This window comes from Pseudomonas sp. SAS7, assembly GCF_052112345.1.
Taxonomy (GTDB): Bacteria; Pseudomonadota; Gammaproteobacteria; order Pseudomonadales; family Pseudomonadaceae; genus Aquipseudomonas; species Aquipseudomonas putida_Q.
The window spans coordinates 452322-466519 of record NZ_JBEGGO010000001.1 but is presented as its reverse complement, the minus strand read 5'-3'; the positions used below and the strand labels follow the sequence as shown (position 1 = coordinate 466519).

Below are 14198 nucleotides of genomic sequence, written 5' to 3'. Positions count from 1 at the left end.
CGCACGCCCCCGGTAGGAGCGGCCTTGTGCCGCGAAAGGGCCGCAAAGCGGCCCCAGTCCATTGATCAGAAGTCGTAGCGCAGGTTCAACGTTGCGTTTCGGGGCGCTCCGTAATGACCGTAATTGCCCGCCAGGCCCGCGTAGTACTTCTTGTCGAACAGGTTCTCGACATTCAAGGTGGCGGCCATGTTGTCGCGGAGCTTGTAGCGTGCCATCAGGCTGGCTACGGCATAGTCTTCCTGGGTGATACGTGTGTTGCGGGTGGTCAGCAGCGACTGCTTGGCGTTCCAGTTCACCCCACCCCCCAAGGTCAGGCGCTCCCATTCGCCCGGCATGCGATAGGTGCTCCACAACCGGAAGGTGTCCAGCGGCAGCTGTGGCGTCAGGCGGGTGTCCTGGGCGTTTTCCGTGCGTGAATGGCTGTACCCGGTGTGCACGTTCCAGCCGTCGGCCACTTCGCCAGAGAGCTCAAGGTCGATACCTTTGGTTTCGGCCCCGTTTACCGCGCGCGACGCCGTTGAGTTTGCCACGCCAGGTATCGGGAAACCGGTGTCGTCCTCTGCAAAGTTGTCTCGCTTGATCAGGTAAATCGCAGCGCTGGTATTCAATCGGCCTTCATAGAACTCGCCTTTCCATCCCAACTCATAATTTTTGCCAGTGACGGGGTCAAGGACCTTGCCGGTACGGTCCCTGGCGGTCTGCGGCTTGAAGATGTCGGTGTAGCTGACGTACAGAGACTGTTCAGCGGTCAAGTCATGGATCAGCCCCACATAGGGCACGACTTCGCCACGCTCCTGCAGGTTGGAGGGCCTGTCGAAACCGCTGGGTAGCGACACCTGGTGGGCGTCGTAGCGGTAGCTGGTGGTCCGTGCCCCCAGGATCAGATGCCAATCGTCGGTGAAGTTGAGCCGGGTGGCAGCAAAGTACCCGGTCTGACGGATGTTGACGTCGTAATCCAGCACGGGCGTGTAGTTGCCGGGCTGTGGTATGCGATTGCCCCAGGTGAAGAAGTTGAATGTGGGCGACCCTGCCGACCCGGTCAGGTGGTTGTTTCTGTAGTCCAGGTAGTCGAACCCGACGATCAGCTCATGGGATTGTCCAAGCAGTTCGAAAGGGCCCTGCAGGGTGATGTTCATGCCGCGCTGCACCTGATGCGCTTCGACCTCCAGCAGGTCCAGCGTGGCATTGCCTGTGGCCTGATCAAGGGTGGCGATACCGGCACCGGTGCGGTAGAACGCCGACAATGAATCGCGATCGACATCCATGTAGTTCGCTGCCAGTTTCAGTTGCCAGTCATTGGCAAGCTGCTGGTCGAGGCCGAAGGAATAGTTCTTGGTGGTGTAGTCTTCATACATCCAGCGCGGGCCGCTGCTGGTGGAACGCGAAAAGTCAGTCGGCTGGCCGTTGCTGTAGAACAACGGTACACCGGGGGCGCCGTCGGCATTGTAGGTCTGGTAGTCCACCCCCAGGCGCGCGGTGGTGGAGTCAGACAAGTCAGCTTCAAGCACACCGTACAACAGGTCGCGGTCCTGGCTGTACCAGTCCATGAAGCTGTGGTTGGTCTGCTTGGCGGCCACCAGCCGACCGCGCAGCTTTCCATTCTCGACCAGAGGGCCCGAGACATCAGCCTCGGCGCGGTAATAGTCCCAAGAGCCGACCCCCGCCTGTACATAGGACTGGAACTCGCGAGTGGGGCGTTTGCGTACCATGTTGACCACGCCGTTGGGTTCACCTGCACCGGTCATCAGGCCAGTGGCCCCTCGCACGATCTCTACACGGTCGAAGATGGCCATGTCCATCAACGTGCTGGGCATGTTGCGGGTCAGGTACTCCTGAACCGTGTTGACCCCGTCGAGCTGGTAGGTACTGATTTCGGAGCCGCGCGAGTAGATATGAAAGCGCTCGCCGCCGTCCTGCGACATGGTGATGCCAGGGTTCTGCTTCAGCACATCTGTGATGCTCGCCAAGTGTTGGTCGTCCATCTGTTGGCGGGTAACGACACTGATGCTCTGCGGCGTCTCGCGAATCGACAGGTTCATCTTGGTTGCGGTACTGGTCACCCCCGTGGTGTACGAGCCGGTCCCCTCGGTAGTCGCCCCAAGCCCGACGCTGTTCACGTGCGTTGCCGACAACTCCATTGCACCGGTTTCTTCACCTGCGGGGATGATGAAATAGCGATCGTCACTTTCCCGCATCACTCGCAAGCCACTGCCCGACAACAGCGCCTGCAGGCCTGCGTCGACTGCGTACACACCGTCCAGCCCCGGCGTTTTCCGGCCTTGGGTGGAGGCGGGATCAAACGACAGCACGATGCCTGCCTGGGTCGCGAAGCGGGTCAGTGCCTGGCCCAGGTCACCCTGGCCGATGTTGTATTCGCGGGGCGTGCTGTCGGCCAGAGCAGGGGTGGCGGCGAACAGGGCTGAAACCAGCAGGGCGTTGCGGATACCGGCCGCCAGCGGGCGGAGCGGATGATGCGTTTTCATGGAGGGCTTCTCTTATGTTGGCAAGCGGGTCATGCACCCGTTACCCCTGAGTCGTATGAGAAAGAGAAGAAATCTCATCGGTGGGCAAAAAATTTTTCATCCCGTGTGCAGGGCGTTCACACTCACCCAGTAACGGGTGCGTTGCACGATGTCTATCGGCAGTACGCTAGCGATCGCACGCAGCGCCTTGTCGGTGTCATCCACCGGGAAGGTACCGCTGACGCGCAGCCCGGCCGCTGACGGGTCGCAGCGCAGCCAGCCACGGCGGTAGCGGGCCAGTTCGTCGATCAGCGGCCCCAGCGCTTGTTCGTTGGCCACCAACAGGCCCTGAGTCCAGGCATCCTGTGCGGCGGCCAGCGAACGTGTCGGGCCGGCATTCGCAGCAGAGAAACGGCAGTACTGCCCGGGTTGCAGCAACAGGGGGTGCCCATGGGCGGGGGTAATGCGCACCTGGTGCTCGAAGACCGAGACCTGAGTCTGCCCCTGCAGCAGGCGCACCGAAAAGCGCGTGCCCAAGGCTTGCACGCGGCCATGCGAAGTTTGGACGAAGAAGGGCCGGCCCCCAGGATCGTTTGCGGTGGTGACCATCACCTCGCCCTGGCGCAGGTGCACCAGGCGCTGTTGTGCGTCGTAGCGGACATCCGCCGAGCTGTCGGTGTTCAGCATCAACTGCCCACCGTCGGCGAGGGCCACGGGCAGTCGCTGGCCAACCGCAGTGTGGTAGTCGGAAAGCCAAGCGCCGTTTTCGAACTGGTGAACGCCCAGCCAGCCCAGGCTGCTGCTGCCCAGCATCAGCGCCCCGCCCTTTAGCACACTGCGCCGGGTGTGGTGCTGCGCCTGGCCGGCAAGCTCCAGCGTGCGGCCGGCGACGGCAGCGGGCACACCTTGCAGGCGTTGTTGCAGGTGCTCGATCTGCTGCCAGGCCCACTGGTTGGCCGCGCCTTGTTGCAGCCAGTGTTGCCAGCCGAGATGGTCCTGTGGCCTGGCCGCGCCGCTCTGCAGCAAGGTGTACCACTGCACCGCCTGCTCCAGTGCCTCGCGCTGGCGCGGATCGGTCACGCTCATTGCAGGTTTGCCTCGAGGTTGAACAGCAGGCAGTGGTGCAGCGCCTTGGCCATATGCCGGTTGACCGTGGACAGCGATATGCCCAACTGCTCGGCGATGGCCTTGTACGGCAGGCCTTCCAGTTGCGAGAGCAGAAAAGCCCGGCGTACCTCCATCCCCAGGCCGGCCAGCATGGTGTCCAGCTCGCACAGGGTCTCCAGCAACACGGCGCGGTCTTCCTCGGAGATATCCAGCGCCTCGGGCTGTTCGGCCAGTGTTTGCAACCACGCCCGTTCCAGGCGGGCACGGCGGAAGTGGTCGATCATCAGGCGGCGGGCAATGGTCGCCAGGTAGCCCTTGGGCTCGCGCACGGCGTGCAGGCGCTCGGCCGCGTTGTCTGCCGTGAGGATACGCACGAACACGTCCTGGACCATGTCGGTGGCCAGGTCGCGGCAGGTCAGCCGCGGTTGCAGCCAGTTGCGCAGCCAGCGGTGGTGGTCACGGTAAAGGCCATCGACCTGGGCGTGTGCATCCGTGCAAGGCTTTTTCATACAGTCAGATTCAAATAAGAATTCTTATCATTATGGTGGTGCTTGGGCAGGGGGACAAGGGGCCAGGATGCCAGCCTGAACCTGCGTTACGATTTCTGATGGTGCCGGGGGCTGCAAATCAGCCCCCGGCAAATTGTTCAGTTCACCCCTTTCAATGCCCTACCAGCTCCCCCAGCAACCGCTGCTTGTACCCCTGCAACACCTGGCTGTCCCGCTGGCGCGGGTGCGGCAGGTCAATGCGCAAATCCTCGCGAATCCGCCCTGGGTGCGCGTCCATCACGATCACCCGGTCACCCAGGTACAGTGCTTCCTCGATGTCATGGGTCACCATGATCACCGTGCAGCGCTCCTGCACCCAGATGCGCTGCAACTCCTGTTGCAGCCGCACCCGGGTCAGGGCGTCCAGCGCGCCGAGCGGTTCGTCCAGCAACAGCACCTTGGGCTTGTTCACGAGCGCCCGGGCAATTGCCGCGCGCTGGGCCATGCCGCCGGACAACTGGTGCGGGTAGGCCTGCTCGTAACCACTCAGGCCCACCAGTTCGATGTGCTCGGCCACCAGGCGGTTTTTCTCAACCGCGGGTAGCGCATGGTTTTTCAAGGCCAGGGCAATGTTCTGCTGCAGGGTCATCCACGGGAACAGGCGGTGGTCCTGGAACACGATGCCGCGCTCCAGGCCCGGCCCGCGCACGGGTTGCCGGTCCAGCAGGATCTGCCCCTGGTAGTCTTGGTCGAGGCCGACAATCAGCCGCAGCAGGGTGGATTTGCCACAGCCGCTGGCGCCGAGAATGCTGACGAATTCGCCCGGGCGGATGTCCAGGTCGATGCCTTCGAGCACCGGCACATGCTTGCCCTTGAGCGGGTATGCCTTGTTCAGGCCGCGAATGGTCAGCGCGCCAGTGCTGGCGGTGGTGGGTAATGCGTGGGCGATGGCGTTCATGGTCGAGCCTTTCAATGGTTGGTGCGCCAGCGCAGCAGGCGGCGGGTGAGCAGGGTGCACAGCCAGGACATCAGGTAGCCACTGAGGCCGATGCACAGCACGCAGACCACGATGATCTCCATGCGCGCGGCGGCTTCGGCGTTCATCATCAGGCTGCCAAGGCCGGCCCCGGCAGACAAAAATAGCTCGCTGCCCACCGAGGTTACCCAGGCAAAGGCCAAGGCTTGCAGTACCCCGGCGGCAATGCCTGGCAGTGCCGCGGGTAACAGGATCAGCCAAAGCTGCTGCCAGCGGCCGAGCATCAGCACCCGGGCCGCTTCGCGGTGTTGGCCAGCCACCTGACGCAGGCTTTCGAAGGTGTTGAGTACCATCGGGTACAGCGCCGCCAGGCTGACGATCAGCAGCTTGGCGCTTTCGCCGTTACCCAGCCACAGGGCGATCAGCGGGATCCAGCCCAGCATCGGCACCTGGCGCAAGGCATGGAAAAGCGGCGCGATCAGGCGGTTCGCGGGGGTGGACAGGGCCATCAACGCACCTAGTCCGACCCCGCCGACAATGCCGATGGCCAGACCGCTGCATGTACGCAACAGGCTGGCCCACAGGTTGATCAGCAATTCACCGCTGCCCAGCAGTTCGGCCAGTGCTGTGCCCACCTGCGCCAGCGGCACGAAGGCGTAGGCCCCGGCTGCACCTTGGCGTGAGGCGTACTCCCAGGCGCCGAGCAGCAACAGCGGCAGTACCAGGCCACGCAAATCAGGTCGTTTCATCACAGCCTCCTCAACGGCTTTGCCAGGCGGACAAATGGCGTTCCACGCGTCGCAGGGTGAAGTCCAGGGTGAAGCCGATCAGCCCCGTCAGCACTACCCCGACCATCACTACATCGATGCGCAGCATCTGCCGGCCCATCTCGATCATCTGCCCCAGACCGCTGTCGGCCGCCAGCAGCTCGCAAGCCACCAGCACCACCCAGGCGCGGGTCAGGGCTACACGTATGCCGGTGACGATCGCCGGCACCGCAGCGGGCAGGGCGATCCGCCCTACCAGCGTGGGCCAGCGCAGGCGGTATACCGCAGCCACTTCGAAATGGCTGCGAGGGATCGCGCGGATACCTTCGCAGGTGGCCAGTGCCACCGGGAAGAACGCAGTCTTGGCGACGATGACCACCTTGAAGGTCTCATCCACGCCAAACAGCAGCACGAACATCGGAATCAGCGCGATGCTGGGCACTTGGCGCAGGGTATGGAACAGCGGGGCGCAGTAGGCCTCTATGGTTTTCGACAAGGCCAGTGCGGCACCAAAGCCAAGGCCGGCCAGCGCACCGCCGGTAAAGCCAAGTGCCAGCCGCGACAGACTGCCGGTCAGATGTTCCTGTAACTCGCCGGTGTTCAGCAATTCGGCAAGGCTGAGCCAGACCTCTTGTGGCGGGATCAACACGTTGGCGGGAAACAGCCCGGCATTGGCGACCACCGCCCAGAGGCCGAGCAGGGCCAAGGGCGAGAGGAGCCAGGAAAGAGGGGAGAGCGCGCGCATGGCTGGCCTTGGAAATGAAGGGGACGAAGCTCTATCGCAAGAGCTGTGCCAAGGGGCCGGCCCCCTGACTGCGGAGCTGGCAGGAAGCGCTGGTGCTGGAGCAACAACGAAGTGCTGCTACAGCAGCAGCACTGCAGCAGTTTGACGACTGTCGCAGGGGCGTGCACCTGGCAAAACTGCCAGTTGTAGCAAGGGCCCTGTGCGCTTCAAATGAAGCGCTGTTGCCCCGCCCCTCGGTCGGGAGTCTGGCGCCGAAAGCTCACCCTCTGGAGAAAGTCATGGATCATTCAACCGCCGAGCTGCTTAGTTGGTTAGCTGAGAAAACACGTCTTCTGGGCTGGGACATGGTGATTTTTATTGATGGAAGCAAGATCAATGCGATGTTAAAGCAAGAGTCGTTCAGGCGCTTCGGTACGGCGAGTGATATGCCATCCATTTCCGGGTATATCAGCAATGGGGCTGACTACCGTTTTGCCTTGTCCAGATGCAATCTGTCATTGCCGAGACTGGTTTTCGATGTGGCGCTTGCCGGGCACAAGGCGCACATGCCAATGGTAATTGCCGAAGCCAATGCGTATTCGCTGATGAACAAGGGCAATCAGTGGTATGTGCGTCAGCTGGATGTGATGGGCCCCTTGCAAGAAGCTTCGCTGAGCCTGGATATCGACCTGGAGGAATCGGGCGGCAGCGTGGATGAAGATGACACGATAAAACTTGACCTCAGTAGAACTGAAAATTTTTCCATGCCGTGCTACGCCGGCGAAACGCGTCTGCTGACCGAATTTTTCAGGCAGAAGTTTTCAGCGCTGACCGATGAACAGCGTCAGTTTCCGATTGGCCAGTTGGCAAAGCGCAATGTCGAGTTGCATCAACCGGTCTCATACGGCCTGCGTACCCAGGCCCGGGGAAGGACGCCCACCGATGTGGAAGGTGCTGTAGTGCTGCTTGTCGACATGAAGGATGGGGCCGGAGGAGCCTACCCGGGCGCGGATTACAAGTATGCGATACCCAATGACGGACACTATTCGGCAACCATTCTATTCGATACGGAGCGGCTGTTGCTTGCTCAGTTGGTAAGCGCTTTGGGCAGCGTAATCACGGATGCTGACTTTGAATGGCGCCGGCGCGGTGATGAGCCGCCGTCAGTTTCTTGCAAGGCTGGATATATTTCATTGCCGAGGCAATGGAGGGAAGAGCAAGCGGTTACCCGTGGATCTGACAACGACTTGTGGATTGTTAAGGGGCAATTTGAGTTTGATGAAGCCAGAATAAACATGCGCGATGCGTTGTCCATCAGCAAGGTGGGTGACCAGTGGAAAATGAGCCTGTCTTTACGTGGCAGCCTGACGGTCAGGTGCGATGATATCGATGACTTCAAAGGCGTACTACGCGAGAGGCTGGTCAGAGAAGGGTACGGCATGGCTGATTTCCACAAGCCTGTGCAGGCAGGTTTCCAGTATGACGCAGAGTTTGTCTACAGTTTTGAACGTCAGGATAAAATACAACTGGTTAGCGAATCGCATGAATTTAACGAGCGCATGGCTTTTCAACCGGTTTTTGGCGCAATAAGCCCTCCCCGCGCAAGTGACACCATGAATCCTGCCGACGATTTGATCGCGTTTGTGCTGAACCCGGCAATCGCCAATATGACGACCAAGCTCGGGGCGACTGTTAGCAGTCTCTGGCCTGTCGGTTTTACCTCTTTGCAGGGTTTACTGGTAGGAAAGCTGAGAAACGACCTGGTTTTATTGCCTGGCGCATCGAAAATAGCACGCGATGTTCTGAGGTTTAATTTTCATCGCACCCTCATAGCTACAAGACTCGCGGTACCGCTCGACACAGCTTATTTCGGCCTGGTAAACCCTGCTACCAACTACTTCACCATCAGCCCGATGGAAACTTCCCTGCGTGCAGGTACAACCAGGAAATTTGTGACGGAGCCCGCGTCGGGCCTTGTGCGCTGGTCCGTTGAAGCAGTGTCCGGCCTGGCAGAAGGTGCACGCTTTTCCATCATCTTGGGGCTCTTTACCGCGCCGCGTGCCCGCGATATGACAAAGCCGTACGCGCAATTGCTAGTTACGGCCACCAGTATTTTAAACCCGGCAATTCAGTCCAGGGCCTTGATTACCGTGGTTCGCGAAACGCTGCAGGCCAACCCCTCGGTCGTGGTTGCCCAGCCAGGCAGCAAGGTCGACTTCAATGCCTGGGCACTCGGTGACGCCGCTGCATTGGAGTGGCAGTACCAGAACAAGGCCTTGGGCAAGGGCCAAAGCGTGACGGTCACTTGCCCAGCCGACCCTGGCACGGTTGCCTTTGTCGTCGAAGAAGTCCAGGTGAAAGACCCTGAAAGCCAACAGACCAGCACGTGTGTGCTGATCACCGAGATGGCGAGGAAAATACCTATGGCTGTGAGCGCCAATGTTGACCCTGCAGGTGCAAAGGCGGTGCTGGAGGCGAGGGTCAATGGAAACGTGGTCGCGCCGGACAAGATCAATTGGGACGTGCTCTATGGCCCAGGTGAAGCCCCGGCTGGCGTCTACACACCGGGCAATGACGATACAGCCCGCTTCGCATTGATCAGCGCAACCTATGACAGCGGTGACTTCGGTATTTTCGAAGGGTACGCCCTGCTGGCCTTGCCACTTGCCGAACATCGGGACATCACAAAGGTTCAGTCAGACCAAGCCATTGGCAGATGATGACAACCTGCACGGGGAGGGCTGTTGTGCAGCCAATCGCCGAGCAGGTCGCCATAGGGGCTTCTATCAGAAGTCGTAACTCACGCTGGTGTAGTAGAACGCCCCTTGGGCCCCTTCCGGGCTGGTGATGGAGTACTTGGGCACGCCATACAGCTGTGCACCCTTCGCTTTGTCCGGGTGGCTGTCGAACAGGTTGATCGCGCCCGCCGACAAAGTCAGCCCCAGGTCGAAACGGTACGACACGTCCAGGTCGGTCACCCATTGCGGGCTGAATGTCTGGTCCAGCGTGGGGTTGGCGGCGTTGCGGTTCTTCCATTCACCGTAACGGCGCTGGGCGACGGTGACGCTCCAGCCGTCATACAGCCAGTTGGCACTGAGGGTCAGCTTGTCCTCGGGGGTGCCGTCTTCGATCAGTCCCTGGGTGTTGCGGCCGATGATCTGGCTGCCGGGGATGCCGCCCACATCATCCAGCCCGGTTATACGGGTGTTGTTGCGCGCGTAGCCCCCGTTGAAGTCCACGCTCCCCCAGCGACCTGCCTCAAGCTGGTAATGCCCGGCCAACTCGAAACCATCGGTGCGTGTGTCGGCAATGTTGGTGTAGAACGCCGCGCTCTGGATGTTGGCGTAAGGGGTACCGGCGAAGATCGGGCCCACCACCGACGCAGGCAGCTGATCGGACAGGGTGATGCGGTTGTCGATGTCGATACGGTAGGCGTCGAGTGTGACAGAGGCGTTGGGCAATGGCCGCCAGACCAGGCCCACGGAGAAGTTGGTCGATTCCTCAGGTTTCAGCGCCTTGCCGCCAAGCAGGGCCGCTTCCGGGCTGTCGGCACGCAGGGTGCGCTGCTGCACCTCGACCCAGTTGCCACTGCCTGGGGGCTGTTCTACCACCTGTACGCTAAACGATGACAACCCGCTCTGCACCAGCGAAGGCGCACGGTAGCCGGTACTGGCGCTGGCGCGCGCGGCAATCTGCGGGGTGAAGTCGTAGCGCAGCGACAGCTTGCCGTTGGTGGTATCGCCAAAGTCTGAATAATGCTCGCTGCGCACTGCCACGCCCGCCTGGAATTTTTCGGTCAGCTGGGCTTCGACATCGAAGTAGGCACCGATCACGCGGCGGTCCAGCGACACGGCATCGACCTGGGTAATGCCCGAGTAGTAACCGGGTATGCGCCTGCCGGTGATAGGGTCGATGGTGTTGAACAGCGCCCCGTTTGACCAGCCGGCGGCGTCGCCTTGGCTGAGATCGTAGTTTTCCTGGCGCCAGGCCAGCCCGGCGGAAACGGTCAGCGGCTTGAACAGCCAGTCGTTGGCGAAGTCGCGGGTCCAGTCCAGGGTCAGGTTGGTCTGGTCGGCTTCGCGGCGGCCGGTGTAGATGGTCGACGGGCTGGCGCTGCCCCAGCTGGGGTTGATGGCGTCGCGGTCGGTGGAATCGACACGGTTATTGCCGTAGTTCAGCGCCAGGTCGAATTTGCCCAGGGCCTGGTCCTCGAAGCGCAGGCCACCGGTGACGGCAAAGTCTTCCAGGCCGTAGCGAGTGACCGGCAGGCGGCCGTCCGGGTAGCGCGCCAGGGCTACACTGCCGTAGTTGTTGCGCAGCGTGGTGGGCGGGTCGAAGAAGTTCTCGGCATCCGTGTTCTTGTGCGCATAGGTGGCAAAACCATAGGCGCTCAACCCCTCGCTCAAACCCATTTCGGCGTTGGCGGTGAAGTTGTACTGGTCCGAAACATTGCCCGAGCCCCAGCGCCAGTTGCGGTAGCGGTTGTTCTGCTCGCGCGCGGTGTCGATGCTGGTGGAACCGGGGTAGAACAGGCGGTTGTCGTCGCGGGTGTCGCTGGCGGGGTCCTGGCTGCCAGCGTCGAAGGCCAGGGTCAGGAAGCCGTCGTTGGGCAGTGCAAAGCCCTTCCAGCCACTGAGCTTGCGTTGCAGGCCGTCGCCTTTCTTGTAGCCGCCGAAGCGGTAGCCGGCGTTACCACCTTCGTCGCGCTCCTTGAGCACGATGTTGATCACCCCGGCGATGGCGTCCGAGCCGTACTGGGCGGCTGCGCCATCGCGCAGGATTTCCACCCGTTCGATGGCCGACAGCGGGATCAGGCTAAGGTCCACGGCTGCCGCGCCACGGGCGTTGACCAGGCCCTGGCGGGTGACGTTGGCGCTGGTATGGCGGCGCTTGCCGTTGACCAGTACCAGCACCTGATCCGAAGCCAGGCCGCGCAGCGAGGCGCCCTGGGCGATGGACCCGGCAAAGGCGCCCTGGGGCGACTGCGGGAAGCTGAACGAGGGTGAGAGCGCGGTGAGTGCTGCGGACAGGTCGCTGGCGCCGGTTTCCTGGAGTTTTTCACCGCTCAGCACATCGACCGGGGCGGCGCTTTGCAGGGCAGTGACGTCGCTGCGGTGGGTGCCGACCACGACCACGGTGTCGAGGCGGTCGGCGGTTTCGGCGGCGAATGCGGGCACGGCGAGGCCGGCGATGGCCAGGGCGATGGCGCTGGCCAAGGGGGTGTGGTGGGGCATGGAGTAATCCTTTTATACAGCGTGATGCTGTGGGGCAGCGCAGCGGCCCCAATGGTGTTCAATCAGAACCGGCTGGTAACGCTGAGCCCGACGGTGCGTGGGTCGCCGTAGGTGATCACGTACTGCCCGGCGGTGCCGTTGGGCCGGCCATGCACCTGGTAGCGGCGGTCGGTGAGGTTGTTGACGAAACCGGTCACGCTTAGCTTGTCGTCGTGGCTGAACCAGCTCAGGCGGGCATTGGCCAACGTGTAGTGGGGCTGGCTGAGGGTTTCGTCGGCGCTGCTCTGGCGGTCGGCCAGGAAGTACTCCTTGTCACGGAAGCTCACGTCGCCCCCTGCCACCAGCTTGCCGCCCACTTCCAGCGGAATGGTGTAGTCGGCACCCAGCGACACCACGTTGCGCGGCGAACGCACGAAGCTGTTGCCGCTGTAATCGCCGGTTACCGCGCCAGTGGTGGGGTTGGTGTTCTTGAAGTCGGTGTATTCGGTGTCGAGGAACGACACCGCCGCGCGCAGGTGCAGGCGCTCGGTCGGCTGGCCTTCGATCTCCAGCTCCGCACCCTTGACCTTGCCCTTGGCGCCGTTGGTCAGTGCGGTGGTGAGCACGCCATTGTTCACCGTCAGCATGTTCACCTGGATGTCGGAGTAGTCGTAGTAGAAGAGGTTGGCGTTGACGATCAGGCGGCGGTCGAACCACTCCGACTTCAGCCCCAGCTCATAGGCATCCAGCTCTTCCGGGTCGACCGTGGTCAGCTGCGCCAGGCTGGTCGAAAGCCCGGTGTTGAAGCCGCCCGAGCGGAAACCGTGGGCGTAACGGAAGAACACCCGCAGGTTGTCGTTAATGCGGTACTCGGGCGTCAGGTCGTAGGTCCAGGCTTCCCAGGTCTTGTCTTCCTGGCGATTGCCGTTGGTGCCCACGCCACCCAGCGGAACCAGCGGGCCGTTGGCGGTGGCGCGGGTCAATTGCACCAGGTCCAGGTCGATGTCCTTTTTCTCCTGAGTCCAGCGCAGGCCGCCGGTGACGCTGAAATCATCGGTGAAGTCGTAGGTCAGGTTGCCGAACAGCGCGTAGCTGTCGGTGCGGTGATCGAAGCCCATGTCGCGGAACGCCGTGGTGCCCACCTGGTTCGAGCCGGTACCGTTGGGCGTCGGCCCCGGGGTTACTACCCGCTGTGCCGAGCTGTCGAGGTCTTCGTGGAAGTAGTGCGCACCCAGCAGCCAGTGCAGCGGGCGGTCTTCCGGCGAGGCCAGGCGCAGCTCCTGCGACCATTGGCGGTAGCTGTTGTCGGTGATCGACGCGCCGTTGACCTCGTAGGGGGTATAGTCGGCGTCGCTGGTGGAGCGGTTGCGGATGTAGTCGTAGGCGCTGATCGAGGTCAGCGTGTAGTCGCCCAGGTAATAGTTGAACGTCAGCGAGGCGCCGTCGTGGTCCAGGCGGTAGTCTTCGTTGACGTTCAGCGAGATGTCGCGGCCATGCGGGCGTTCGTAGCCGACGTTGTAGTAGCGGCCTACGGGCAGCGAACCATTGCTGCCGTCGCCCTTGAACTGGCGGCTGTGCACCTTGAGCAGGGCGTCCAGGTCGGGGTTGAGCTGGGCCAGAAACTGCAGGCGGATGGCTTTCTTGTTCACATCGCCATAGGTGTTGCCGTCGAAGTCGTTGTTCTGGAAGCCGTCACGCTCCTCGGAATACAGCGCCACTCGCCCGGCCAGCTTTTCGTCCACCAGCGCGCCGCCGATGGCGCCGGTGACGATGCGTTCGTTCTTGCTGCCAAAGCCTACGGTGCCATAACCGTCGGTGTCGAAGGTGGGCTTCTTCGAGATCACGTTCACTGCACCGGCAGTGGTGTTCTTGCCATACAGGGTGCCTTGGGGCCCACGCAGGATTTCGATGCGCTCCAGGTCGAACAGCGGCCCACCGCCTGCGATGGGGGCGTTGAGGTAGACGTCATCGGCGTAGATGCCCACCGGGAAGACCGTCGCCGCGCCGGTGTCGCCGGTGCCCAAGCCGCGGATGTACCAACGCGGGCGGCCGTCGCCGTCGGGGTTCTTGGCCGAGGCGTTGGGCACGAAGGTGGTGATGTCGCCCATCGAGCGCACGCCATCGGCGGTGATGCTGGTGCCTTTGATGGCCGACACGGCCACCGGTACTTCCTGCAAGGTCTGTTCGCGGTGCTGGGCGGTGACGGTGACGGTTTCCAGGGCCGGTTCGTTTTTAGTGTCTTCGTTGGCGGCGATGGCCTGGCTGCCGGTGCCGGCCAGCAGCAGCGCGAGGCTGATCTGGCGGGCGAGTGGATTGAGCTGGTGCATGGTGGATCTCCCCGAGTGTAAAGCGTTGTTGGGGAGAGTTAGAGCAGGGACTGTGCCATGTTATTAACTCATTGAAATTTAACGTTTTTATTTGGGTTTTGAGAGGGTGTTGCAGATTGGGCAGCAGTGGGGTG

The 14198-nt window shown here is 62.1% G+C and carries 9 protein-coding genes; 1 reads left to right on the top strand and 8 read right to left on the bottom strand.

Translation table 11 applies throughout. The annotated features are described in order from the left end of the window. Positions 1 to 65: 65 nt before the first annotated feature. The 6 genes from ABI582_RS02080 to ABI582_RS02055 all read right to left on the bottom strand — a co-directional run bounded on the left by ABI582_RS02080 (position 66) and on the right by ABI582_RS02055 (position 6545). Positions 66 to 2483 carry a TonB-dependent siderophore receptor gene (locus ABI582_RS02080; RefSeq protein ID WP_442118259.1) on the bottom strand — a complete coding sequence of 806 codons (2418 nt, stop codon included), beginning with the start codon at positions 2481 to 2483 and terminating at the stop codon, positions 66 to 68. 96 nt (positions 2484 to 2579) lie between these two features. Continuing rightward, positions 2580 to 3548, bottom strand: coding sequence for a FecR domain-containing protein (locus ABI582_RS02075; protein WP_442118258.1), 969 nt, complete (start codon positions 3546 to 3548; stop codon positions 2580 to 2582). Next, entirely contained in the window at positions 3545 to 4078 is a 534-nt protein-coding gene (locus tag ABI582_RS02070; RefSeq protein ID WP_338746886.1) for a sigma-70 family RNA polymerase sigma factor, read from the bottom strand. The genes ABI582_RS02075 and ABI582_RS02070 overlap by 4 nt, the downstream gene beginning before the upstream one ends. Positions 4079 to 4229: 151 nt before the next feature. Beyond that, complete coding sequence (locus tag ABI582_RS02065; RefSeq protein ID WP_063422865.1) at positions 4230 to 5015, bottom strand: ABC transporter ATP-binding protein; 786 nt, start codon at positions 5013 to 5015, stop codon at positions 4230 to 4232. Between the two features lie 11 nt (positions 5016 to 5026). Then, positions 5027 to 5782 (bottom strand): ABC transporter permease, encoded by a 756-nt coding sequence (locus ABI582_RS02060; protein WP_442118257.1) that lies wholly within the window; start codon positions 5780 to 5782, stop codon positions 5027 to 5029. Positions 5783 to 5792: 10 nt separating this feature from the next. Then, a complete protein-coding gene (locus ABI582_RS02055; protein WP_338746888.1) occupies positions 5793 to 6545 on the bottom strand; it encodes an ABC transporter permease in 753 nt (250 codons plus the stop codon). A gap of 278 nt (positions 6546 to 6823) precedes the next feature. Here ABI582_RS02055 and ABI582_RS02050 point away from each other — a divergent pair, with 278 nt between their 5' ends. After that, positions 6824 to 9244 carry a hypothetical protein gene (locus ABI582_RS02050; RefSeq protein WP_442118256.1) on the top strand — a complete coding sequence of 807 codons (2421 nt, stop codon included), beginning with the start codon at positions 6824 to 6826 and terminating at the stop codon, positions 9242 to 9244. A gap of 66 nt (positions 9245 to 9310) precedes the next feature. Here ABI582_RS02050 and ABI582_RS02045 read toward each other — a convergent pair whose 3' ends face one another. Both ABI582_RS02045 and ABI582_RS02040 read right to left on the bottom strand, forming a co-directional pair. After that, a complete protein-coding gene (locus ABI582_RS02045; protein ID WP_442118255.1) occupies positions 9311 to 11758 on the bottom strand; it encodes a TonB-dependent receptor plug domain-containing protein in 2448 nt (815 codons plus the stop codon). A 62-nt stretch (positions 11759 to 11820) separates the two neighbouring features. Beyond that, positions 11821 to 14064: a TonB-dependent receptor gene (locus ABI582_RS02040; protein ID WP_442118254.1), complete on the bottom strand. Its 2244-nt coding sequence runs from the start codon at positions 14062 to 14064 to the stop codon at positions 11821 to 11823. Positions 14065 to 14198 lie beyond the last annotated feature (134 nt).